This is a genomic window from Desulfonispora thiosulfatigenes DSM 11270, from assembly GCF_900176035.1.
GTDB lineage: Bacteria > Bacillota > Peptococcia > Peptococcales > Desulfonisporaceae > Desulfonispora > Desulfonispora thiosulfatigenes.
Genome location: NZ_FWWT01000013.1, coordinates 118,523 through 142,134, shown reverse-complemented (window position 1 = coordinate 142,134; position 23,612 = coordinate 118,523). Strand labels below are relative to the sequence as shown.

The 23,612-nt window shown below is 31.8% G+C and carries 22 protein-coding genes, 1 tRNA gene and 1 riboswitch; of the genes, 21 read left to right on the top strand and 2 right to left on the bottom strand.

Going from position 1 to position 23,612, the window contains the following annotated elements; all coding sequences use genetic code 11:
- Positions 1 to 23: 23 nt before the first annotated feature.
- The 7 genes from recQ (at position 24) to lysA (ending at position 11,053) form a co-directional block, all read left to right on the top strand.
- On the top strand, positions 24 to 2,147 hold the full coding sequence (recQ, locus tag B8965_RS04400) for a DNA helicase RecQ (RefSeq protein ID WP_084052649.1): 2,124 nt from the start codon (positions 24 to 26) through the stop codon (positions 2,145 to 2,147).
- Between the two features lie 18 nt (positions 2,148 to 2,165).
- On the top strand, positions 2,166 to 4,097 hold the full coding sequence (locus tag B8965_RS04395) for an ABC-F family ATP-binding cassette domain-containing protein (RefSeq protein ID WP_084052648.1): 1,932 nt from the start codon (positions 2,166 to 2,168) through the stop codon (positions 4,095 to 4,097).
- 207 nt (positions 4,098 to 4,304) lie between these two features.
- Positions 4,305 to 4,388: riboswitch (cyclic di-GMP riboswitch) on the top strand.
- A gap of 81 nt (positions 4,389 to 4,469) precedes the next feature.
- A complete protein-coding gene (locus B8965_RS04390) occupies positions 4,470 to 6,506 on the top strand; it encodes a methyl-accepting chemotaxis protein (RefSeq protein ID WP_159446268.1) in 2,037 nt (678 codons plus the stop codon).
- A 94-nt stretch (positions 6,507 to 6,600) separates the two neighbouring features.
- The gene (locus tag B8965_RS04385; RefSeq protein ID WP_084052646.1) at positions 6,601 to 8,157 is read left to right on the top strand and encodes an ABC-F family ATP-binding cassette domain-containing protein; all 1,557 of its coding nucleotides are present in this window, start codon (positions 6,601 to 6,603) and stop codon (positions 8,155 to 8,157) included.
- A gap of 138 nt (positions 8,158 to 8,295) precedes the next feature.
- Positions 8,296 to 8,619, top strand: coding sequence for a thioredoxin family protein (locus B8965_RS04380; RefSeq protein ID WP_084052645.1), 324 nt, complete (start codon positions 8,296 to 8,298; stop codon positions 8,617 to 8,619).
- 176 nt (positions 8,620 to 8,795) lie between these two features.
- Entirely contained in the window at positions 8,796 to 9,689 is an 894-nt protein-coding gene (locus B8965_RS04375) for a hypothetical protein (RefSeq protein ID WP_084052644.1), read from the top strand.
- A 113-nt stretch (positions 9,690 to 9,802) separates the two neighbouring features.
- Entirely contained in the window at positions 9,803 to 11,053 is a 1,251-nt protein-coding gene (gene lysA / locus B8965_RS04370) for a diaminopimelate decarboxylase (RefSeq protein ID WP_084052643.1), read from the top strand.
- Between the two features lie 139 nt (positions 11,054 to 11,192).
- Here the strand turns inward: lysA and B8965_RS04365 are convergent, their stop codons facing one another.
- Positions 11,193 to 11,534, bottom strand: coding sequence for a hypothetical protein (locus B8965_RS04365; protein WP_084052642.1), 342 nt, complete (start codon positions 11,532 to 11,534; stop codon positions 11,193 to 11,195).
- 319 nt (positions 11,535 to 11,853) lie between these two features.
- Here B8965_RS04365 and B8965_RS04360 point away from each other — a divergent pair, with 319 nt between their 5' ends.
- On the top strand, positions 11,854 to 13,167 hold the full coding sequence (locus B8965_RS04360; RefSeq protein ID WP_084052641.1) for a sodium-dependent transporter: 1,314 nt from the start codon (positions 11,854 to 11,856) through the stop codon (positions 13,165 to 13,167).
- A gap of 116 nt (positions 13,168 to 13,283) precedes the next feature.
- On the opposite strand, the gene B8965_RS04355 is transcribed toward B8965_RS04360, so the two are convergent.
- Complete coding sequence (locus B8965_RS04355; protein WP_084052640.1) at positions 13,284 to 13,784, bottom strand: nitroreductase family protein; 501 nt, start codon at positions 13,782 to 13,784, stop codon at positions 13,284 to 13,286.
- A 144-nt stretch (positions 13,785 to 13,928) separates the two neighbouring features.
- Here B8965_RS04355 and B8965_RS04350 point away from each other — a divergent pair, with 144 nt between their 5' ends.
- From B8965_RS04350 to B8965_RS04290, 13 genes are all read left to right on the top strand, one after another.
- Positions 13,929 to 14,837, top strand: coding sequence for a YihY/virulence factor BrkB family protein (locus B8965_RS04350; protein WP_159446267.1), 909 nt, complete (start codon positions 13,929 to 13,931; stop codon positions 14,835 to 14,837).
- Between the two features lie 120 nt (positions 14,838 to 14,957).
- Entirely contained in the window at positions 14,958 to 15,818 is an 861-nt protein-coding gene (locus B8965_RS04345) for a DUF1002 domain-containing protein (RefSeq protein ID WP_084052638.1), read from the top strand.
- Positions 15,819 to 15,965: 147 nt separating this feature from the next.
- A complete protein-coding gene (locus tag B8965_RS04340) occupies positions 15,966 to 16,304 on the top strand; it encodes a sigma factor (protein ID WP_084052637.1) in 339 nt (112 codons plus the stop codon).
- Complete coding sequence (locus B8965_RS04335) at positions 16,301 to 16,528, top strand: sigma-70 family RNA polymerase sigma factor (protein ID WP_084052636.1); 228 nt, start codon at positions 16,301 to 16,303, stop codon at positions 16,526 to 16,528. The genes B8965_RS04340 and B8965_RS04335 overlap by 4 nt, the downstream gene beginning before the upstream one ends.
- A 5-nt stretch (positions 16,529 to 16,533) precedes the next feature.
- Complete coding sequence (locus tag B8965_RS04330) at positions 16,534 to 17,628, top strand: anti-sigma factor family protein (RefSeq protein ID WP_084052635.1); 1,095 nt, start codon at positions 16,534 to 16,536, stop codon at positions 17,626 to 17,628.
- Positions 17,625 to 18,530: an ABC transporter ATP-binding protein gene (locus B8965_RS04325; RefSeq protein ID WP_084052634.1), complete on the top strand. Its 906-nt coding sequence runs from the start codon at positions 17,625 to 17,627 to the stop codon at positions 18,528 to 18,530. The genes B8965_RS04330 and B8965_RS04325 overlap by 4 nt, the downstream gene beginning before the upstream one ends.
- Before the next feature lies 1 nt (position 18,531).
- Entirely contained in the window at positions 18,532 to 19,368 is an 837-nt protein-coding gene (locus B8965_RS04320) for an ABC transporter permease (RefSeq protein WP_084052633.1), read from the top strand.
- A gap of 254 nt (positions 19,369 to 19,622) precedes the next feature.
- Positions 19,623 to 20,612 (top strand): potassium channel family protein, encoded by a 990-nt coding sequence (locus B8965_RS04315; protein WP_084052632.1) that lies wholly within the window; start codon positions 19,623 to 19,625, stop codon positions 20,610 to 20,612.
- A 59-nt stretch (positions 20,613 to 20,671) separates the two neighbouring features.
- Positions 20,672 to 20,761 (top strand) — tRNA-Ser (locus B8965_RS04310).
- Positions 20,762 to 21,045: 284 nt separating this feature from the next.
- Complete coding sequence (locus tag B8965_RS04305) at positions 21,046 to 21,486, top strand: OsmC family protein (RefSeq protein WP_084052631.1); 441 nt, start codon at positions 21,046 to 21,048, stop codon at positions 21,484 to 21,486.
- Positions 21,487 to 21,706: 220 nt separating this feature from the next.
- Positions 21,707 to 22,174 carry a biotin transporter BioY gene (locus B8965_RS04300; RefSeq protein WP_084052630.1) on the top strand — a complete coding sequence of 156 codons (468 nt, stop codon included), beginning with the start codon at positions 21,707 to 21,709 and terminating at the stop codon, positions 22,172 to 22,174.
- Complete coding sequence (gene bioB / locus B8965_RS04295; protein ID WP_084052629.1) at positions 22,170 to 23,150, top strand: biotin synthase BioB; 981 nt, start codon at positions 22,170 to 22,172, stop codon at positions 23,148 to 23,150. The genes B8965_RS04300 and bioB overlap by 5 nt, the downstream gene beginning before the upstream one ends.
- 140 nt (positions 23,151 to 23,290) lie before the next feature.
- Positions 23,291 to 23,521, top strand: a complete 231-nt coding sequence (locus B8965_RS04290) for a DUF2164 domain-containing protein (protein WP_084052671.1) — start codon at positions 23,291 to 23,293, stop codon at positions 23,519 to 23,521.
- The last annotated feature ends 91 nt before the right edge of the window (positions 23,522 to 23,612 follow it).

The window sequence follows — 23,612 nt, the reverse complement described above, 5'->3', positions numbered from 1 at the left end:
ATGAGAAAAAGGAGAAATCTGTAATGTTAGAAAAGGCTAAAGCAATATTAAAAAAATATTATGGATATGATACTTTTCGTAAAGGGCAAGAAGAGATTATTATAAATATTCTAGCTGGAAATGATACCTTTGCTATTATGCCAACAGGCGCTGGAAAGTCCGTATGCTATCAAATACCTGCTCTGCTATTAGAAGGGGTAACCCTCGTTATTTCTCCATTAATTTCTTTAATGAAGGATCAAGTAGATGGTTTAAATAGTATGGGTATAGGGGCTACTTATATCAATAGTTCATTAAGTGGAGTAGAAGTAGAAGAGAGAATTTCAAGAACCCAGCAAGGTGAGTACAAGCTTTTATATATTGCTCCTGAACGTTTAAATATAGAAGAATTTAATTATATTTTACATCGACTTAAAATTTCTGTAATTGCTATTGACGAGGCGCATTGTGTTTCTCAGTGGGGACATGATTTTAGGCCTAGTTATCGCTTGATTACAAGTTTTATAAATAAATTACCTAAGAGGCCAATTATTACAGCCTTTACCGCAACTGCAACTAAAGAGGTAAAAGATGATGTAACTGGTCTATTAGAATTAAAAAATCCCCAGGTTTATGTGACCGGGTTTAACAGAGAAAATCTATCTTTTTCAGTTTTACGGGGAGAAAATAAGGATAAGTTTATTTTAAATTATGTCACGCAAAATAAAGGTCAAACAGGGATAATTTATGCAGCAACTCGCAGAGAAGTAGATAGCTTAACGGAATTCTTAATTGAAAAAGGTTTTAAAGCGGGTAAATATCATGCTGGTTTAAATCAAGAAGAACGAAAAATGAGTCAAGATGCCTTTATCTATGATGATTTAGATATTATTGTGGCAACAAATGCCTTTGGGATGGGTATAGATAAATCTAATGTTCGGTATGTGATTCATTATAATTTACCTAAGAGTATGGAGAGTTATTATCAAGAGGCTGGAAGGGCTGGTCGGGATGGAGAGCCTAGTGAATGTATTTTATTATTTGCTCCTCAAGATGTAGTAATTCAAAAATTTTTAATTGAGCAATCTATGAGCATGGAGCGGCAAAAGCTAGAATATACCAAACTGCAACAAATGGTAGATTATTGCTATACTTCTTCATGTCTACGAAAGTTTATTTTAGAATATTTTGGTGAAGAAAATATAGCTAATAGCTGTGATAATTGTAGTATTTGCAATGATGATAGTGAGTTAGTGGATATTACATTAGAAGCAAAAAAAATATTGTCATGTGTTGTACGTATTAAAGAAAGATTTGGTGTAACCGTTATTGCCCTTACCCTTAAGGGATCTAAAAATAAAAAGGTATTAAGTTTTGGTTTAGATAGGCTTTCTACTTATGGCATTATGGCTGAATATAAAGAAACAGAAATAAAAAACATGACTAATAAATTAATAGCGGATCGTTATCTATGTTTAACTGAGGATCAATATCCAGTGGTACGCTTAACCTTAAAAGGAATTAAGGTCTTAAAAGACGAAGAAAAGGTAATGCAAAAGGTACCTAAACAAAAAAGAGAACAAGCACCTGATTTTTCTTTATTTGATGTGTTGCGTAGTGTTCGTAAAGAAATTTCAAATCAAGAAAATGTTCCACCTTATATAATCTTTGCCGATAGTACCCTGCATGAAATGTGTACTTTTTTACCAAGGGACAAAGAAAATCTGCTCAATATTAAAGGTATTGGTGAAAAAAAGGCAGAAAAGTATGGGCAGGAATTTATAAGTGCAATAAATAATTATGTAGAAGAGAATGGGATAAATAATGAAGAAATTAAGAAAAAACCTAAACCATCGAAAAAAGGAAGCATAGATAAAAATGCTAGCCATATAATTAGTTTAGACATGTACAAGCAGGGTAAAGCGTTAGAGGAAATTGCAAAAGAACGTGGTTTTACAGAAAGTACAATAGGCAATCATATCATTAAATGTGCTGAAGAAGGCTTAGAAGTAGACTTAGATTCGTTTATTCCTGATGGATATGAAAAGCAAATTTTAAATATTATTGAAAAAGTAGGAGCAGAAAAGTTACGACCGATAAAAGAAGAACTACCAACAGAGGTAGATTATTTAGCAATTAAAGCAGTTTTATGTAAATATAATTTTTAGTAAAGGATATGTGAAAAGATGAGTTTACTGATGATGGAAGGTATTGAGAAGTCTTTTGGAGATAGGAATATTTTAGATAATATTACTTTTGGGATAGATGAAGGAGAAAAGATTGGTCTTTTAGGGATTAATGGAACGGGCAAAACTACCCTTTTAAAAATTATTGCTGGTACTGAGAGTATCGATAAAGGAAATATTATTAAAAAAAGCGACCTACGCTTAGAGTTTATGTCTCAAAATCCTGATTTTGATGATGAAGCTACCATTTTAGAGCAAGTCTTTAAAGGAAACTCACCCCTAATGAAAGTTTTAAGAGACTATGAAGAAACCATGAATAAGGTTAATAATAATCCAAGTGATACGAAGCTACAGCAAAAACTTCTTTCTCTTAGTCAAAAGATGGATGACTTAAAGGCTTGGCAAATAGAAAGTGAAGCAAAGACTGTACTTACTAAATTAGGAGTAACAGATTTTGAAAAAAAAGTAGGAATTCTTTCTGGTGGGCAAAGAAAAAGAATTGCCTTAGCTAGTGCCTTAATTAGTCCCTGTGATTTATTAATTTTAGATGAACCGACAAATCATTTAGATAATCAAACAATTGATTGGCTAGAAGAATATTTAAAAGGTTATAAAGGTGCATTAATTATGGTTACCCATGATAGATATTTTCTAGATAGGGTAATTAATAATATCGTTGAAATCGATAAGGGAAAGGTCTATAAATATACAGGCAATTATTCTTATTTTCTAGAAAAGAAAGTAGAAAGACAGCAAAGTGCGGAAAGCTCTGAGTTAAAAAGACAAAATATCTTTCGAAATGAATTAGCTTGGATTAAAAGAGGGGTTAGGGCAAGAGGAACAAAGCAAAAGGCGCGTATTGATAGATTTGAAGATTTAAAAGATTCAAAATTAGATTTACATAAAGACAAATTAGAAATTAAGGCAGTAGCAAGTAGACTAGGTAAAAAGGTTATAGAACTTGAAAATATAAGCAAAAAATTTAATGATCAAAATGTTATAGATGATTTTAGTTATATTTTCACAGGAGATAGTAGAGTGGGAATTATTGGTCCTAATGGAATAGGTAAATCAACTCTTTTAAATATAATAGCAGAGCGAATAACTGCAGATAGTGGAATTTTAGAAATTGGTCAAACAGTGAAATTAGGTTGTTTTTTCCAAGAGAACTATGAAATTAAAGAAGATTTACGTGTTATCGAATATATTAAAGAAGTAGCAGAGTTCTTACCAGACGGGGAAGGTAACTTAATTAGTGCTTCACAAATGTTAGAGAAATTCTTATTTCCCCCTGAAAAACAGTGGACATCCATTGCCAGGCTTTCGGGTGGAGAAAAGAGAAGATTATATCTATTAAGAGTATTAATGCAGGCTCCTAATGTTTTATTACTAGATGAGCCAACGAATGATTTAGATATTGAAACTTTAACTATTTTAGAAAATTATTTAGATGAATTTCCAGGGGTAGTAATTGCAGTATCTCATGACCGCTATTTTTTAGATAAGGTAGCTGAAAATATTTTTGCTTATCAAGAAGGGGGAATTATTAAAACCTTCGTGGGTAATTATTCAGAGTATTTAGAGTATAAAAGCATTAATGAGATATCAGAGGAAAAAATAATAATCAAAGAAAAAAAGGATCCTCTACTAAAGACAAAAGAGCCAGTATTAAAGTTAACCTATAAAGAGCAAAAAGAGTTTGAGCAAATTGAAGATATTATTACACAAATGGAAGAAGAATTAGAAAAGGTTTCGGAGGAAATCAATATAGCCGGTAGTAATTATGTTTTACTAGAAGAATTAACAAATAAGCAGCAAGAACTAGAAAAGGAATTAGAAGAAAAAATGGATCGCTGGGCTTATTTAACTCAATTAGCCGAGGAAATAGAAGAAAATAAAAAAATAAGCAAAAATGTTAAAGAAGAAAGCTAATACATTAAAAATATTTAGTAATTAATCAAGCAATAAGGGCATAAACTTAGATTTAATAATCTATTTAGAGTTAAAAGTAAATATATAGTTAAGAATATTTTTCAAGCTGAAACTGCGTAAATAAATCTAAATAATTGGAAATACACTATACATATGGATAAATTTGAATTATAATAGAACAACATTCCAATTGATAAATAACGTATACATGGATAAGGGCAAATCATTTGAAAAGATGAGACGCAAAGCTATGGGTCTAAAGCTTAAGGCTATGGCTGCCAGGCTGCCAATGATAAAAACACATTAATTGTGTGCTTATTATTGGTGGCCTTTTTTTGTATTATTATAAGATATTTCAAGGGGGAAATAATGATGAAATGGTTTCGGAATCATTTAGCAAGTAAGTTAATTATACCGACAGTAATACTTTTAATAATTGGATTTTCTACGATGATTGTATTAGGTAATACTCAAATGGAAAAGGCAGTCTGGGAGGAAGTAGAAGCCGAAGGAAGCTTAGGGGTAAGAGCTGCTTCAGCGGAAATTCAAGCATATTTTAATAAATATGTTAGCCTTTTAACTATGGCAAATAGTAATGAAATAATTAACTTAGCCAGCAAAATGGAGGGGCGTGACCTTTCAGCCTATTTAGGAACACCTGAATATGATAGATTTATAAATTTAACAAAACGACTTTCTGATAATGATCCTCAAGTAATAGATATTTATATAGCTTCAGAAATTAGTAAATCTAATATAGCTATGTCCGGTTGGATTCCTGATGATGATTATGATTGTACGCAAAGACCATGGTATATTGAGGGGAAGGCAAAAAATGATATTTATTTTGCCAAGCCCTATATAGATGTCGATACTAAAGATAGAATTGTTACTATGAGTAGACCCATTTATCAAGGAGATAAATTTCTAGGCTTATTAGCTGTAGACTTAAGTTTAAAAGAAGTAAACGAAATAATAAGCTCCATGCAAAATTTCGAGGGAGATTTAATATTTATGTTAGGTGAGGATGGTACTTTTATTGACCATCCTGATGAAAAATTAGTGCTTACGCAAAGTTTAGACATTAAAGGGGATATTAATAATATTTTCACTAAAATGGTTAAAGGCGAGACGGGGTATGGTGAAGCGGAATTTGGCGGATTACAAAAGGTTATTTTTTATCACCCGGTTAAGTTAACAAATTGGTCAATTGCGATTTCCGTTCCAAAGGAGATTTTAACTGCACCAATTATTAAAGATACTAGGCAAAATGCCTTAATTGGAGCAATAATTGTAATTGTCATAAGTTTAGTAATTTTCTTTATGGTAAGATATTCACTGCGCCCTTTAGGAGAGTTAAATAAATTAACTAATGAAATAGCAGAAGGTAATTTAGATGTAGATATAGAGGTAAAGGGTACAGATGAGGTTGGAAGGTTAGCTGGTAATTTCCAAAGAATGTCTGATAATTTACGAGATTTAGTGGAGGACATAAAAGCAGATGCTGTGAAGCTAAGCGCTTCAAGCGAAGAATTATCAGCTAATATTGAAGAAATAGCAGGTCAAACGCAAAATATTACTTCAAGTAGTCAAGAAATAGCAGCAGGGGTAGAAGAAACAAGTGCTTCAACAGAAGAAGTATCAGCAATTTCAGCTGATATTAATACATCTGCCATAGATCTAGCTAAAAGAGCAAGTACAGGAAGTGAAGAAGCAAGTAAAATTAAGCAAAGGGCAGAAAAGTTTACAAAGGATGCTCAGGCTGCACTTGAAGATACCAACGCGTTATTTAGTCAAAGACAGGCGGCAATTTTAAAATCTTTAGAACAAGGTAAGGTAGTGGAAAAAGTAGTGCAAATGACTAAGGTAATTTCAGACATTGCTGAGCAAACTAATCTATTAGCCTTAAATGCAGCAATCGAAGCAGCCAGGGCAGGAGAACAAGGACGTGGTTTTTCAGTGGTAGCTGAGGAAGTAAGAAAGTTAGCTGAACAATCTAAACAAACTGTAGGAGAAATTAGTCCAATTATTGATCAAGTGCAAGATGCATTTAAGAATTTAGCCGAAGATACAAACGGAATTTTGAAGTTCATGGTAGAAAAGGTTGGAGCAGATTACAAACTTATGCTTGGTACAGGAGAGCAATATCAAAATGATTCTGATTATTTAGCAGGGATAGTAGAGGAATTTAAAAATAAAGCTGATCAGATTAAAGATTCTACCGACGAAGCTAGTATGGCTATGGATCAAATTGCTACTACGGTAGAAAATGCCAACGCAGGTACGCAAGATATTGCAAATAACATAGGTGAAACGACAAAGGCCTTAGAAGAAGTAGCTCATGTAACTCAGAAGCAAGCAGAAGTAGCAGATAGATTAATTAAATTAGTAGGGAAGTTTAAGGTATAAAAAGGAGCGACTTTAAATCATGAATTTAAAGTCGCTCTTCTTTTTTAAAGATGATATACTACTAGAGTAATTTTATATATAGAGGAGATTAACCATGAGTGTATTATTAGTAGAAAATGTTAGTCATGATTTTGGGGGCAGGAAAATTTTAGAAGATGCCTCATTTCGTTTATTAAAAGGGGAACATGTTGGATTAGTAGGAGCTAATGGAGAAGGTAAAACTACCTTTTTAAAAATAATTACAGGTGATATCATGCCGGATGCTGGGAAGGTTGAATGGTCTAATCGTGTTACAGTAGGTTATTTAGATCAGCATACTTCTTTAGCTAAGGGGCAAAGTATTAGAGAAGTGTTACGTGAAGCTTTTCAGGGTATGTTTGATTTAGAAGCAGAAATGTTAAGTTTATATGATAAAATGGCTGAAGCAAGTAGCGATGAAATGGATAAAATCATGGAAGATACAGGAGAAATTCAAGGCATTCTAGAAACGAGTGGTTTTTATACAATTGATGCTAAAATTGAAGAAGTTGCTAATGGATTAGGTCTAGGTGAGATCGGATTAGATAAAGATGTAGATGATTTAAGTGGTGGTCAGAGAACAAAGGTTTTATTAACTAAACTCTTACTGCAGAATCCAACCATTTTAATTCTCGATGAGCCGACTAACTATTTAGATGTGGAACATATTGAATGGCTTAAAAGGTATTTAAAAGATTATGAAAATAGCTTTATCCTAGTATCGCATGATGTTCCTTTTATGAATGAAGTTGTAAATGTAATTTATCATGTAGAAAATGCAATTTTAACTAGGTATACAGCTAATTATGAAGAATTTATGAGAATGCACCTATTAAAAAAAGAACAACAATTAAAGGCATATGAAAAGCAACAAAAGGAAGTAGAAAGATTAGAAGATTTCGTAGCGCGTAATAAGGCAAGGATATCTACGACAGGGCGTGCAAAAAGTAGACAAAAGCAATTAGACAAAATGGAAAGAATAGAAAAACCACGTGAAAAGGTTAAACCTGAGTTTAGGTTTAAAGAAGCAAGAGCAGCAGGAAAATATATTTTTGAAGCCAAGGATTTAGTCTTAGGTTATGACTCCGCCTTAACAACTTCTTTAAATGTTTCTTTAGAAAGAGGACAGAGAATAGCCATTAAAGGAGTAAATGGATTGGGTAAATCAACATTATTAAAAACCTTGCTTGGCATAATTAAGCCTTTTGCAGGTCAAGTTAAGTTAGGTGAATATCTTTTCCCAGGGTATTTTGAACAAGAGGATAAAGAAAATGGGGACAAAACTGCCTTAGAAGAAGTATGGGACGAGTATCCTAATCTTACAAATTTTGAAGTGCGTCAAGCCCTAGCTAAATGTGGGTTAACTAATGAACACATTACGAGTAAGATGAAGGTTTTAAGTGGTGGTGAAAATGCTAAAGTTAGACTATGTAAATTAATGCTTAAACAAATTAATTTTTTAGTCCTGGATGAGCCTACCAATCACTTAGATGTAGATGCCAAAGAAGAATTAAAAAGAGCTATCAAAGCCTTTAAAGGAACAGTTCTCTTAGTATCCCACGAACCAGAATTTTATGAGGATATTGTTACAGATATTTGGAATGTAGAAGACTGGACGACTAAAGTTGTTTAATCTAAGTAGTTGCTGAAAAATTTCAAATAAAAAAACCTCCATAATTAATTTTAAAAATTGATTACGGAGGTTTTTTATACAATTATTATCTTGCAAGAAACTTTTAAAACATAAATAAATCAAAAAGGAGAATCTTTTATGAATAAGTTGATGTCGGTGCATGAAACAGAGGATTTTATACATAATAATGAGTGTGCAATGCTTTATTTTAGCTCGGTAGAATGTTCAGTGTGCGTGAGCGTGTGGAATCAACTACAAAACTTATTGAAAAGTTTTCCACATATTAAAGTTGCAAAAATAGAAGTACCAGAAGTATTAGAGGTTACAGGAGAATATTCAATTTTTACGGTGCCAGTAGTTGTTTTCTTTTTAGAGGGCAGGGAAATCTTACGACAAGGTAGATTTTTTAATTTCAATGAGTTAGAACAAAAATTAAGTAGATACTATCAATATTGTAATTAAAATTTGCAAATACTTTATTATCATAATTTAGGTTTCAATGTTTAGATAACCTTTAGTTAACACAATAAAAATAGGTTTATCCAAGATATAAAAGCAGAAAAGCATGAAAAAGAAGGAACTTTTTAAGCCTAGGCGAATAGAGAGTAAGGACTACAAGGCAAAGGAGTCGGTAATAAATGAATATAGCAAATATACTAAGGTCAATTTATAGTCTAATCTTAATTTTAGGCGGAATATTATGTTTAACTATGGATTATCTTCAAACCTCAGGTAAATCTTTATTTTTTATTTTTGCGCTATTTATTGTAAGAGGTGGATATGAGCTTAATAAGGTTAGAAAAAATAAGGCTAGTGATATATGGGAAGAATTTTTGTATATTCATCGCTCTAAACTGCTAATTTTTTATTATTTATTTCAACTTATCTTTGTTATAGTAGGGATAGTAAGTATAAATATAAATTATCAAGACCAACTATCATTGACAGGATATCTTATTGGATTATCCTTTATAATCTTTGGGTTTTTGGGTCTAACAGATATTTATAGATATATTAAATATACAGAAAAGATGCAGCAACAGGAAATAGAACTTAAACGAGAAAATATCAATAATAGTGAAAATAATAAAAACATCACAAATAATAAGAATAAAGATATTATAGAAATAAAAGAAAAATATCGAGAAAAACGCAGAAATGAAATCAAAGAAAACATTAAGAACAGGTTGCAGATAACCAACAAACTAAAACTTAAAAATAGATTTAAGATTAATAATAAGAAGTATTTGAAGAACCTGCAAAAGAATAAATTAAAGCCACAATCTTTAAGCAAAATAGGTGAAAAAGAGATAGGTTTAAATAATAAAGAAATAAATAATAAAAATTCAAATAAGACAGATGTAGATAATTTGATTAAATATGATAAATTTAAAACTACTAATCATAATTCTCTTAATGTTAAAAATACAGAGATTCAAGCTGCCTCAAATGAAAAGATTATTGACTTTTCAGAAATGAAAAAAGCTCGAGAACAAGGAAAAAAGGAGCAACAAGAAAAAGGTTTACTATAAAGCAGTAACTCGAGGAAATATTTACTATAAAAAATATAGAGTTAGTAAGTTATATTAATATAAAAAGAGAGTTAGTTACATTAATATAGAGACATTTTTGAGGAGGAAATAAGATGGCAAAAAAGACCCTACCTTTTACTAAAGAACAAATAGAAAAGATAATTGATGAATATGGATCCCCTTTCCATATTTATGATGAACAGGCAATTAGAGAAAATGTAAGAAATTTAATTAAAGCATTTTCTTGGGCACCTAAATTTAAAGAATATTTTGCAGTAAAGGCTACTCCTAATCCATATATTATGAAGATTCTTCAAGAAGAAGGAGTAGGAGCCGATTGTAGTTCGATTGCAGAATTAATTTTAAGTGAAAAGGTCGGCTTAAAGGGCAATGAAATAATTTTTACTTCTAATAATACGCCTGCTTTTGAATATAAAAAGGCTGTAGAACTTGGGGCTATTATTAATTTAGATGATATTAGCCATATAGATTATATTGAAAAGCATATAGGGATTCCAGAAAGTATTTCTTTTAGATACAATCCAGGACCTCTTCGTGCTGGAAATGAAATTATAGGAAACCCTGAAGAGGCAAAATATGGATTAACCAAAGATCAAATATTTGAAGCCTACAAAATTATGAAAGAAAAAGATGTTAAGCGTTTTGGTCTTCATACTATGATTATCTCAAATGAGCTTAATCCTGATTTTTTTATTGAAACAGCTAATATGATGTTTGATTTAGTAATTGAAATTAAAAATAAATTAGATGTAAGTATTGAATTTGTAAACTTTGGTGGTGGGCTAGGTATTCCATATTTACCTGAAGAAGAGCCTGTTGATTTAGAGAGAATTGGTCAAGGAGTTAAAGAAGCTTATGAGCAAAAAATTACTCCTAATGGACTTGATCCATTAAATATTACTTTAGAGTATGGTCGCATGATAACGGGTCCATATGGATATTTAGTAACAAGGGCTATTCATAAAAAGGATATTTATAAAAATTATATCGGTGTAGATGCTAGTATGTCTGACCTTATGCGTCCTGGAATGTATGGAGCGTATCATCATATTACAGTGGTGGGGAAGGAAAGCGAGCCTCATGACCAGGTATATGATGTTACGGGTAGTTTATGTGAGAATTGTGATAAATTTGCGATTAATCGAAAACTTCCCAAAATAGAAATAGGTGATATTTTAGTTATTCATGATACGGGAGCACATGGTCATGCAATGGGCTTTAATTATAATGGAAAACTTAGAAGTAGTGAGTTATTATTAAAGCCAGATGGTAGTGTGGAAATGATTAGAAGAGCAGAGACTTTAGAGGATTATTTTGCAACTTTAGATTTTTCGAAATTATAAATAGCTTATTAATTGATAAGCTAAGTAAATATTAATTTATATATAAATAAGGTTCATATTAAGGAAGCTTTATCTTAAAATGTGTAAAAAAATAAGGATAATTTATAATCTCTTGGAGATTATGAATTATCCTTTTTTATTAATCTGAAAACCAGTTAGCTATATCAGCTGCTTCTTTTTTAGTTTGACAGTCCACACAACAAACTGGTGAAATTTCAGGACCTGCGAATAAATCCCACTCATGTTCAGGTTTATTAATATCTTTACCACAATATGAACATCTAGCAACCATTTTGGGATCATATTTACCACATACTTCAGGCATCTTTAGGTTGTCCCAGCCATGATCCTTACCTATTTTATCTAATTCCTTGTTTAACATACATTCATGATGTTCTTGTAAACGATTTTGTAAATAAATAAAGCTATTGCCAGTTACCCTTGCGCTATTTTTGCAAGCAGAACAAGATTTTTTAGCCACTAACTTCGCCCCCTTTTATGATTAAATGAAACTTGTACCTTATTTTAAGATATCATAACCAACCTATTTAGGCAACTGTAAGCCCTTTAAATAAGGGGGTTATTTAAATAAAGTTAATATAGACAAAAAATAACTTAAACGAAATGGTTATTAAAGTATTTATAAAAAATATAAATTATTTGGATAGATGAAAAAAATTATTTGATACAAAGATTTTGTTCTTTAAAATTAATTATAAGAATGGTAATATTAAATTTGATTTATAATGTAGAATGGAAATATTGATGTTTATTATTAAGGTAGAATGGGAGGATGGATAATGGAGCAAAGAGAAAATTTTTCGGGTAAACTTGGTTTTGTTTTAGCATGTCTAGGTTCAGCTATTGGATTGGGTAATATATGGATGTTCCCGTGGAGATTAGCAGAATTTGGTGGAGCAGCCTTTTTAATTCCATATTTTATTTGTATTTATACATTAGGGGTCACAGGCCTAATGGGGGAATTTGGTTTTGGTAGATCTAAAAGGGCTGGAGCATTAAAAGGAATACAGGAAGTATTTAAAGAAAAGAATTTACCTTTTGGAAGAATAGTAGGTTTAATTCCTACTTTAGCAGTGGCGGGTACTTTGATTTTTTACACAATCGTAGTGGGTTGGGTTTTACGATACTTATTTGCTTCTTTTCAAGGAGCCTTTAATACAGTAGATATTCCTAGTTATTTTAATAATTTCGCAGGGACAACACAAAGTATTGGCTGGCATTTTTTAGCCATTATCTTTACAGTATCAGTAGTAGCCTTTGGAGTATCTAAGGGAATAGAAAGAATTAATAAAATAATAATGCCTGCTTTATTTGTTATTTTTGTTATTTTATTATTTAGGTCGTTAACTTTAGATGGTGCAGTTCTAGGACTTAAATATTTATTAATTCCAGACTGGTCATATTTGTTAAAACCGATTACATGGATTATGGCCCTAGGTCAGGCTTTTTTTACTGTCTCACTTAATGGCGCTGGCATGGTTGTTTATGGAAGTTATTTAAAGAAAGATATAGATATTAAGTCTTCTGCCATACATGTTGCAATTTATGATACTTTGGCTGCTCTCTTAGCTGCATTTATTATTATTCCAGCTGTATTTGCTTTTGGTTTAGACTTAAATGCAGGGCCTTCTTTATTATTTATCACTATGCCACATATTTTTGGAGAAATGCCTTTTGGCTATTTATTTAGTATCATGTTCTTTGTTAGTATCATGTTTGCAGCAATTTCTTCAGCAATTAATATGTTGGAGGCGCCAGTTGAAGCTTTCTTGAGTCAAATAAATACTACTAGGTTAAGAGCAGTAATAATTATTGCATCAATTGCTTTTATAATTGGTATTCCTTTAGATTTAAGTATGGATAGATTTGGTGCTTGGGCAGACTTTATTACAATTTATCTAGCACCTTTAGGTTCTTTGATTACAGCAATTGTTTTCTTTTGGCTATATGGAGCAAATAGGGCTAGAAATGATATTAATATAGGTGGTTTAAGTCCAGTAGGGTCATGGTTTGAGCCTGTAGCAAAATATTTTTATACTTTTAGTGTTATATTAGTTTTAGTTTTAGGTATTATTTACAATGGAATAGGCTAATCTAAAATTTAATAAGCCTAATTTATAATGAAATCTTATTAGCAAGTTAAATCTACCTCAAATATATGAGGTAGATTTTTTATACTTACTTATAGTTTTTCTATGGTAATCTTAATTTACCATTGATCATAATGAATTTTTGTATAATCATAGCGATCTGTAGGAGGCTTATATTCGCCAGGATAACCTACTGGGATAATTGAAAAAGGAATAATAGTTTCTGGAAGACTTAAAATTTTTCCTATTTCTCTTTCCATATCCGCATTAGGATGAACTCCTAACCAAACTGAGCCTAGCTCGAAGTGCTCACCAGCTAAAAGAATGTTTTGAGTAGCGGCTGAGACATCTTGAACCCAGTATCCTTCATATTTTTCTTGTTCTAAATTACCACAAACTACGATTGCAACAGATGCGGTTGCCATCATCGAACCATTAGGATGTACTTCTATTATTTTACTTAAAGTTTTTTTGTCTCTAACCACAATAAATTCCCATGGACGTTCATTGCCAGCTGAAGGTGCAGCCATAGCAGCTTTTAACAAATCATCAATTAACTCATCACTAACCTGTCTATCAGTATATTGTCTAATGCTTCTTCTATTTAAAATCTCTTTCATTTAAATCCTCCTCAAAAAAATGGACTATAACTTATATTTTGGTTAATTTTGCGTAATATATTCATAGAAATTAAATAAATAAGCATAGGGTCTAAATAAATGATGATTTATTGTATAATGATTGAGGGAGGTGTAAATTATTCCATGTATAAGGTTATTTTTAATTGGTTAAAAGCACAAAAGAAACGAAGATGGGTACTATTTTTAGACCAGATTATTTTTAGATTTAATAACGATAAAGTATCTTCAATTGGGTCTCAACTTACCTATTATTTGGTGTTATCCATTTTCCCATTTATAATTTTCTTATTAAATATAGTTAAATTTACACCTTTAGCCAGTGCAGATATTTTAAATTCTTTAACGAGAGTACTGCCAACTGCTACGCAAGAAATGATATTAGCAATTATTAATGAAATTGTAAGTTCAAGTAGTAATACTTTATTGTCAGTTTCAGCGATTGTGGGACTTTGGACATCATCGACGGGTATTTCTCAGGTTATTCGTGCGGTAAATGAAGCTTATGATGCAAAGGAAGGAAGAGGCTTTTTAAGGTTAAGATTGGTATCCTTATTTTTCACCTTTAGTTTAATCGTTTTAATTATTTTAGTATTTGTTTTTTTAGTTTTTGGCGAGATAATTGCCCGGGGAGTGTTAAATTATTTTAATGAAGCTGAGTTATTTCAAGTTTTATGGCCCATTTTTCGGATATCCATTGCCTTAGGTTTCATGGTCTTAGGTTTTAGCCTTTTATATAAATATGGTCCATCTTGTTCAAAACAAAATAAACTGACGTTTCAGGATGTTTTACCTGGAGCAGTTTTTGTGACTGTTGGATGGACACTAGCTTCCATGGCCTTTTCTTTTTATGTAAATAATTTTGGTAAATATTCCGTAACCTATGGTAGCCTAGGTGGAATAATAGTTTTCTTAATTTGGCTTTATATTACTAGTATAATAATCGTCCTGGGTGGAGAGGTAAATGCAACTTTAACCTTTTTTAAAAAAAACGATTGGCAACATGATCCACGGAAAAGTATTATTGATAAATAAACCTAGTAGGTATATACTAGCATAAAGAATTATTAGCTGTTAAAAAATGCAAGTTAACCATGAAAAGGTCAAATAACCGATGGAAAAAGACTATAAGATTCATCAAGGGGAGATTAAAAAATGAAGAAAAAAATAATGAGTATATTATTATTAATAACTTTACTAATAGGAACAATGCCTTTAGCTGCTTTTGCAGGTAGAACTGATGTAGTTAGTTTTGGAGCAGATTTAAGTAGTTCGCAACAAGCAGAAATGTTAGAGGAATTTGGTGTAACAAGAGACGAAGCAGATATCATAGAAGTAACAATCCAAGATGTTAAAGATCATTTACAAGGAATAGCCACCGATAAGCAAATAGGGACAAAGGCGATTTCTTCTGCATATGTGAGATTATTATCAGATGGTGAAGGAATTCAAGTAGATACGCATAATATTACATGGGTATCTGACGAAATGTATGCAAATGCCATGGCAACAGCAGGGGTAGAGGACGCACAGGTAATAGTAGCGGCACCTTTTAAGGTTACTGGTACAACTGCTTTAACAGGCATTATGGAGGCCTTTGAAACAGCTAGTGGTAAAAAGATAACGAAGGAAGCTAAAAATGCAGCTAATGAAGAATTAATTATAACAGGAGACATGGGTAAGGAAATTGGTAAAGATGAAGCAGTAAAGCTTATTCAAAACGTTAAAGAACAAATAGCTAAGCAAGATATCAAAACTCCTGAAGATATGCGCAGAGTAATTCTCGATATCGCCAAAGAATTAAATATCCAATTATCAGATGCTCAAATTGATCAAATTTTAAGTCTTATGAAAAAGATTAGTAAGCTTGATTTAAACGTAGATAAAATTAGTCAGCAATTAGAAAAAATCGGGGCAAATCTAGATGTTGTTAAACAAACAGTAGCGGATAATAAAGGCGTGATCCAAAAATTCTTAGATGCAATTAGTAGTTTTTTACGTAGTATATTTGGTTAAGTAATCCGATTCACCTCTTTCGTAAAGGGGTGAATTTTTTTTTGAAATACTTTTTTAGGGGAATACTAACTGTACAGGTAGTTAGTTATTTTGTGTAACTTTTTTTATGGATTGTGTTGCAAATATGTAATTAGAAGTGTCTAGTATATGAAAAGACAAATTGATTACCTCATGGAGGTGGTAAATATAGAAGGCGTGGTAATTAGTATGAATCTTACTAAAAAGGATAGTAGCTTTGAACAAGAGTTTAAAATATATTATCCAGTAGTAGTAAAGAAAATAATATCTATCCTTGGTGATGCCGAAATAAGTAAAGATATTGCCCAGGAAACTTTTCTAAAATACTATTATCAAGATAAAAAAGAAATAGACAATATTAAAGCATGGCTTTTAACAGTGGCTTCTAATTTAGCCTATAATTATATTAGAGCCGAGCAAAGCCGCAAAATGAGAGAAGAAAAAGTAATTTTAGAAAAAAACAAATGACAGAAATTGAAGCAGAATTTATACAAAGAGAAGAAAATAAAGAAGTTTATGCAGCTTTAAAAAAAATACCTGAACGCGATCAACGAATTATCTTTTTAAAATATTCGGGATACTCTTATCGAGAGATAGCTGAGAGCTTAAATCTTGAAGAAGCATCAATAGGTACTTATCTTGTGAGGGCAAAAAAGAAACTGAAAATAGCATTAGATGAGATAAAGGGGTGAAGGCGATGCATATTAAAGAAGAATTACTCCAATGCTATATAGATGATGAGCTTAGTTTAATTGAACGTAGGCAAATAGAAGAACATTTAAAAACTTGTCCCATGTGTCAAGAAAAGTTAGTCGAATTAAAAGAGTTAGATACCTTATTTAGTGTAAGTTTTGAACATCCAGAATTAAAGATAAGTGAGCAAGATGTAAATCTAGCTTTCAAAGATATTAATAAAGAAATTAAAAAGGAAAAAAGGAAAGGGTGGAAATTTAAAATGGCAAATTATAAGAAAATAGTATCAGGGGTAGCAGCAACATGTGTTTTTGGAGCAATGTTATTTGTACCACAAGTTCAAGAAGCAGTAGCAGATGGATTGCATATATTCAGAGTACAAAAGGTGGAAAATGTAGAGGTAAATATTCAGGATCTTGAAAAATTAGGTAGAGAATTTAATTCCAAAGTAGGGGAAATTAATTTAGATCAATTAGGTAAATTAAATGTTAAAGAACAAGCAAACTCAGAAGGTTTAACCTTAGTGAAGGCTCAGGAAAAAGTTCCTTTTGCCTTAAAATACCCAGCTGGATTTGACTTAGAGCAAGATGTACATGTATTGGGTGCTATGGATATAGATTTTGCCTTAAAGGTTGAGGAAGTTAATAAAATTTTAAAACAATTAGGTTCTAAGGATATGTTGCCTGAAGAATTAGACGGTAAAAATTTCAACGTTTATTCAAGTGGAAATGTAAATATGTCGTATGATGTGGATGGAAAATGGATTAACTTAAGTCAAATGGAGAGTCCACAAATTACAGTGCCCCAAGGTGTAAATGTAAGCGAATTAAGAGAGATATTAATAGGGATTCCAATTTTACCTGAAAATATTAAAAATCAATTAAGAAATGTGCGGGATCTTGAAAATACTTTATTAGTACCAACGGAGAATAATGGTAAGGATAAGGTTGTAACAATAGGAAATGGCAAAGGTATACTACAAGGTGATGGACATTATAGTAATTTAGTATGGTTAGATAATGGTGTTATTTATTCTTTAAGTGGTCATAGTGACCTTGATTTGGTGAAAGTTGCTAAAGAATTAAGGGATGTACAATGATTATTGAAACTAAAAATTTAACTAAGCAATATAGTGGTAAAGGTGGGTGCAAGGGTATTAGCCTCTCAGTTTCTGAGGGGCGTACCTTTGGTTTTTTAGGTCCAAATGGTGCAGGTAAAAGTACCTTTGTCAAAACATTATTAGGATTATTAAAACCTACAAGTGGTGAAGCTTATTTATTAGGAAAGCCCATTGGAGACATCAAGGTAAGGGAAAAAGTAGGTTATTTGCCAGAACTTTTTCGCTATCATGACTTTTTGACCGGAGAGCAATTATTAAAATATCATGCCGAGCTTTATGGATTAGGAAAAAGTGAATATCTACCTAAAATTGGTGGTTTAATTGACTTAGTTGGCTTAACTGGAAAGAGTGAACAAAAGGTGGGGACTTATAGTAAAGGAATGCAGCAAAGGATAGGACTTGCAATTGCATTAGTTAATGACCCCAAGCTTTTATTTTTAGATGAGCCCACCTCAGCTTTAGATCCTCTAGGAAGAAAAGAAGTAAGGGATTTAATGCTCGATTTAAAGTCCCAAGGAATTACTATCTTTTTAAATAGTCATTTATTAAGTGAAGTCGAAGCAGTATGTGATGATATCGCAATTATTAATAATAGCGAATTAGTTATCCAAGATTCTCTAGCTGCTTTAACGCAAAAGGAAGTTCATTTGGAGATAACGCTGAAAGATCAACTACTAGCATTGAAACAAGCATTAAGGAGTTATTGTCAGGAAGTTGTAGAACAAGAAAAAAAATTAAATATTACGCTTAAAGATGAAAAGGAGATTACCCAAATTCTCAAAGTAATTATCGAACATCAAGGCGAAATCCTGGATATTGCCACCAAGAAAAAATCATTAGAAGATTTATTCTTAGCTTGTACGCAAAAGAAAGGAAATTAAGATGAAAGCAATTATCAAATATACCTTAAAAGAAATGTTTTATAAAAAAATATTGGTCGTAACTTTGATTTTATCTCTGATATTTTTTGTCCTTTATGGATTAGGACTTCATTTTACATATCAAGATATGGTAGATGATTTACTATCACGAGCGATTATATCCTCACAACTGTTAAGTGCGGGTTTTTACTTTGCAAATTTTATTATCGTGTTTTTAACTATTCTTGGTAGTATTGGACTTTTTACCTCGGAATTAGAATCAGGACTTTTATACCCAGTATTAAGTAAACCTTTAACCAGAAATACATATTTAGCAGGGAAGTTTATCGGACTGGCTTTATCTTTAATCCTTTTTAGTATCTTTATGATTATTATGGTAATTGGCTTAAATTTATATTTTGCCAAAGATGCTTTAATTAACTTAACTTTTATAAATTTTGCCAAGGCAATGGGTATTTATTTATTAATTCCGTTAACCTTATTAGCTATTATTTTCTTTTTTAGTATTAGGTTAAAAGCCCTAGCTACAGGAATTATTGTAGTTATATTTCATGTTATTGGGCTAATAGGTGGCATGGTCGAACAAATGGGGGTCTTATTACAAAAACAAAACTTGATTAATATTGGAATTATTTCTAGTTTAATCAACCCAGTAGATAGTATGTACCGTAAATCGATGAGTTTACTTTATGATAATTCACTAACTTCCCTAATTTCAGTAGGACCTTTTGGGGGAAGTAGCCAGCCTCCTAGTACAACAATGGTGGTTTATGCAATTTTATTTACAGTAATCTTTCTTTTATTAGCAGCAAGAAGATTTAATAAATTAGATTTATAGAGTAGTTTACATTGCCCTAAATATTCAAATGGTCTTATTTCGAGAAATTTCTTTCGGAATTAAGACTATTTTTTATGTCTTAGTTTATTTATGTATCAAGGAAAGAAAGCCCTTTGAGTATGTCTAAAAATTAACCTCAAATGACCTTGAACTCTTATTTGAATTTTTAAGTTGTATAATATTGTGGACAAAGTTAATTTAATGTAAAATAGGAAAATACATATTATGGAAAACTATTATGTAGGAGGAACTTTATGATTCCCTTGCGGCAACGGCTATCTTTGGTTATAAGTATAGTAACTTATCTAACTATTGGGACAATTGGATTTAAATTAATAGAAGGGATCAGTTTTTTCAAGGCCTTTTGGCTGATGATTGTTTCGGTTTTAACTATTGGCTATGGTGATATTTATCCTATTACTCAAGAAGGAAAAATATTTGCTTTAGTAATCATTCCTATAGGGGTAGTATTAATTACCTATAATACAGGGATAATCGTCAGTTATATTGTAGACGGGAAAATATCAAGGGTGCTAGGGAGGAGAAGAATGGATAGGGAAATAAGTAAAATACAAAATCATATTATTATTTGTGGACTAGGACGCGTAGGACAACAAGTAGCGGCAAATTTGGCACGAGAAAAGGATATACCCCTAGTAATTATTGATAAAGATATAGACACCCTAGAAAAGTTATGTAAAGATGCTCCTTACATAGTGGGGGATGCGAGTGAAGATAGTATTTTATATGAAGCAGGAATTGAACGATGTGCGGGGTTAGTGACTACCTTACCCGAAGATGCAGATAATGTACTAATTGTTTTAACAGCAAAAGGAATTAATAATAAGATTAAGGTAGTGGCTAGATCTGATAAAAATGAATCAAAGGCTAAATTACTACGCGCTGGGGCAAATACTGTAATTAATCCTTCCAACATTGGTGGAAATAAAATGGCGATGTCGATCATTAAACCTACTAGTGTAGAATATATAGATAGGTTTTTTTATGGAAAACAAGAATTAGGAGTCGAAGAAATTATTATCTCAGAGAATTCGTTGTTAATAAATCAAACACTATCAGAAGCAAATATTCGTAGTAAATGGGGTGTGTCTATCTTAGCCATTAAAAGAGAAGACAATATTATTAGTAATCCCCACCCTGGTGAGATATTATTACCCTTAGATTTAATAATTGTTTTTGGATCAGCAAGCCAATTAGATAGCTTTGAAAAGGTAGCCAAGTAAAAAATTAGTACTAGCCACAGTAATTATTTTATTATATAATAATTATTGTGTTTAAATATGGAGAGATGACCGAGTGGCCGAAGGTGCATGATTGGAAATTATGTGAACGGGTAACCGTTCCGAGGGTTCGAATCCCTCTCTCTCCGCCATAACGTAAGTTCCTTGGTAGCCAAGGGATTGAAGGGGAAATTATCTGATATAGGCAGTTTCAAATAAATTGGTTTAAATACAACTATAAATATTGAGTTTAGTGTACTAAATACCTACCTAATTTTTTTTAGGTAGGTGTTTTTTTATATTTAAATATAAAAATAGTAAAAGAGTTGGAATTTTAAATATGAATACGGGTATTGAATTATGTACATATTATACTATGTTACTACCAATGTAATACTGCCTTGTACACTAGATAGAGAAAGGAGATTTATTAAAAATGCCAACATTAAAGTTTGCCGTAAAGGCACATAGTGAAAATCCAACTAAAACAGTCGTAGAAGCTAGAAATTTTAAGATTATAGTTGATGAGCCTAATAATCTAGGTGGAACTGATTCAGGTCCAACTCCTGTAGAGTTTTTACTAGCTGCTCTAGCAGGGTGTTTAAATGTAGTGGGACATGTTGTAGCGAAAGAGATGAAATTTGAATTAAAGGGTATGGAACTAGAAATTGAGGGAAATTTAGATCCAGCGAAATTTATGGGTAAATCTAATAAAGAAAGGGCAGGTTACAAGGAACTTCGAGTTAGCATAAACCCAGATGTTGATGTAGATGTAGATCAAGAAACTTTAGATAAATGGTTAGCGGCAGTTGAGGCTAGATGTCCTGTAAGTGATAACCTTGGTAATATAACTCCTGTAAAAATTTCTTTAAAATAGAGAATCATACAACTCTTATTTTAAAAGTGTAATCTAAATTAACCAAATAGTATAAATTAAAAGCTGCATTTTATCTCCTTTTGTGGGCATAAAATGTAGCCTTTTACCGCTATAATGTCAAAAGTTTCTCTACGTTGTAAACCTAAAATATTAATAAGGTTTACGATGATGCGCTTTTTTGATACAATACCTCATTATATAGGAGGTGTAGAGATATCATATGACAGTTAACAGAAAGTTAACCATAAAAGAACTTGTTTTATGTTCATTGTTTGCGGCACTGATTGCCGTTGGCGCATTTATCAGAATACCTGTACCACTTATGGATTATTTCTCGTTGCAGTTTTTATTTGTGATTTTAGCTGGGATGCTTTTAGGCTCTAAATTAGGAACAATTTCGGTTGCAGCTTATGTTTCTATAGGGCTTGTAGGCTTGATATGCGAAAGATTTGATAAGCCCATTTTCAATCATTATTTAGGTGCAGCATTTGTAGGACTGGTAATCACCTACGGTATGGGTTTTGGCTATAAATATATGATATTGAATTTTTATACTAAAGAGGTAAACTCACTTTGGGTGATTGTGCTTTCTTCCTTACCACTTGATATTCCCGGCGATATTGTATTATGCGTACTTGGAGCAAATCTTGCTAATCGTTTACGTAAGATATATATGATGGAGGATTGAAATGATAAATAGATTAAAAGAAAAAATATTAGATGGTTATAATATCACAATACAAGATGCCCAGTGTTTAATAACTGCTGACTTGGATGAAATTTGTAGTGCCGCTAATGAAATTCGTAACCATTTTTGTGGTAATATCTTTGATGTATGTACGATAATAAATGGTAAAAGTGGAAAATGCTCTGAAGATTGTAAATATTGTGCGCAATCCTCCTATTTCGATGTTGGTGTAGAAGAATATTCCTTGCTTAACACAGAAGAGTTCTTAGAACAAGCTGTCTATAACTATAAAAAAGGTATTTTAAGATACTCAGTTGTTACCTCAGGTAAAAAACTTTCAGATAATGAAGTTGATGCCATTTGTGAAACCTATAAAAAGATTGGTGAAAGTTGTGGTATTTCCCTTTGTGCATCTCATGGACTTTTAAACTATGAGCAGTTTGTAAAATTAAAAGAAGTAGGAGTGAAACGTTACCATAATAATCTTGAAACATCACGCCGAAACTTTCCTAATATTTGCACAACGCATACCTATGATGATAAGATTACGACTATTAAAAAAGCACAAAAAGCTGGACTAGAGGTTTGCAGTGGGGGCCTAATGGGCCTAGGTGAAACGATGATTGACAGGATTGTTCTAGCCTTTGACTTAAAGGATTTAGGAATAAAATCTGTACCTATCAACATATTAAACCCAATTAAAGGCACACCATTTGAACACTTATCAGTATTGTCCTTGGATGAAGTTAAAAGAATAGTTGCCATCTATCGATTTATTCTTCCTCATGCTGCTTTACGTCTTGCAGGTGGTAGAGGACTCCTTGTAGACAAGGGTAAGGGTGTTTTTATGTCAGGTGCGAATGCGACTATATCAGGGGATATGCTTACAACCTCTGGAATGAGCATACAAGACGATATGGATATGATTAAACAGCTTGGATTTGAGGTTAAAGTTGTGTCGAAAATGATGCGATAAAACTAGATATTAATTTAATGATACTACATTAAACATATTGCATATCATTTGATAGGCAAGGTATTAAGATTAATGTAGCATTGGTGCTATAATGTAAGAAATGTATATAGGGGGGAGTTACCTTGGCTAGTAAGAAAAATATGTTCAATAAAATTGGTGTAAGTAAAGATATAGAAAAGGAAATGGTATTTGCCATTCAGGACTATTTTTTAAAAGAAAGAGAAGAAGATTTAGGGAACTTGGAAGCAAGTTTTATTTTAGATTTTTTCATGGAGAAATTGGCACCACAAATTTATAATCAAGGAGTGTATGATTCCTATAAGTATATGGAAGAAAGAACTGAAGATTTATTAGGGATTCTTAAAGGTTAATATGGCATAAATATTAAAAAGGCATATACTAGTGTATATGTTAGCTGTGATTCGCCTAGTTTAAGGAATTAATATATAGAAAGTTTAGAAA

What these genes read in the sequence shown, in the direction of transcription:
- recQ (WP_084052649.1), top strand. Translation starts at nt 24, where the DNA reads ATGTTAGAAAAGGCTAAAGCAATATTAAAAAAATATTATGGATATGAT.
- B8965_RS04395 (WP_084052648.1), top strand. Translation starts at nt 2,166, where the DNA reads ATGAGTTTACTGATGATGGAAGGTATTGAGAAGTCTTTTGGAGATAGG.
- B8965_RS04390 (WP_159446268.1), top strand. Translation starts at nt 4,470, where the DNA reads ATGAAATGGTTTCGGAATCATTTAGCAAGTAAGTTAATTATACCGACA.
- B8965_RS04385 (WP_084052646.1), top strand. Translation starts at nt 6,601, where the DNA reads ATGAGTGTATTATTAGTAGAAAATGTTAGTCATGATTTTGGGGGCAGG.
- B8965_RS04380 (WP_084052645.1), top strand. Translation starts at nt 8,296, where the DNA reads ATGAATAAGTTGATGTCGGTGCATGAAACAGAGGATTTTATACATAAT.
- B8965_RS04375 (WP_084052644.1), top strand. Translation starts at nt 8,796, where the DNA reads ATGAATATAGCAAATATACTAAGGTCAATTTATAGTCTAATCTTAATT.
- lysA (WP_084052643.1), top strand. Translation starts at nt 9,803, where the DNA reads ATGGCAAAAAAGACCCTACCTTTTACTAAAGAACAAATAGAAAAGATA.
- B8965_RS04360 (WP_084052641.1), top strand. Translation starts at nt 11,854, where the DNA reads ATGGAGCAAAGAGAAAATTTTTCGGGTAAACTTGGTTTTGTTTTAGCA.
- B8965_RS04355 (WP_084052640.1), bottom strand. Translation starts at nt 13,784, where the DNA reads ATGAAAGAGATTTTAAATAGAAGAAGCATTAGACAATATACTGATAGA.
- B8965_RS04350 (WP_159446267.1), top strand. Translation starts at nt 13,929, where the DNA reads ATGTATAAGGTTATTTTTAATTGGTTAAAAGCACAAAAGAAACGAAGA.
- B8965_RS04345 (WP_084052638.1), top strand. Translation starts at nt 14,958, where the DNA reads ATGAAGAAAAAAATAATGAGTATATTATTATTAATAACTTTACTAATA.
- B8965_RS04340 (WP_084052637.1), top strand. Translation starts at nt 15,966, where the DNA reads ATGAAAAGACAAATTGATTACCTCATGGAGGTGGTAAATATAGAAGGC.
- B8965_RS04335 (WP_084052636.1), top strand. Translation starts at nt 16,301, where the DNA reads ATGACAGAAATTGAAGCAGAATTTATACAAAGAGAAGAAAATAAAGAA.
- B8965_RS04330 (WP_084052635.1), top strand. Translation starts at nt 16,534, where the DNA reads ATGCATATTAAAGAAGAATTACTCCAATGCTATATAGATGATGAGCTT.
- B8965_RS04325 (WP_084052634.1), top strand. Translation starts at nt 17,625, where the DNA reads ATGATTATTGAAACTAAAAATTTAACTAAGCAATATAGTGGTAAAGGT.
- B8965_RS04320 (WP_084052633.1), top strand. Translation starts at nt 18,532, where the DNA reads ATGAAAGCAATTATCAAATATACCTTAAAAGAAATGTTTTATAAAAAA.
- B8965_RS04315 (WP_084052632.1), top strand. Translation starts at nt 19,623, where the DNA reads ATGATTCCCTTGCGGCAACGGCTATCTTTGGTTATAAGTATAGTAACT.
- B8965_RS04305 (WP_084052631.1), top strand. Translation starts at nt 21,046, where the DNA reads ATGCCAACATTAAAGTTTGCCGTAAAGGCACATAGTGAAAATCCAACT.
- B8965_RS04300 (WP_084052630.1), top strand. Translation starts at nt 21,707, where the DNA reads ATGACAGTTAACAGAAAGTTAACCATAAAAGAACTTGTTTTATGTTCA.
- B8965_RS04290 (WP_084052671.1), top strand. Translation starts at nt 23,291, where the DNA reads ATGTTCAATAAAATTGGTGTAAGTAAAGATATAGAAAAGGAAATGGTA.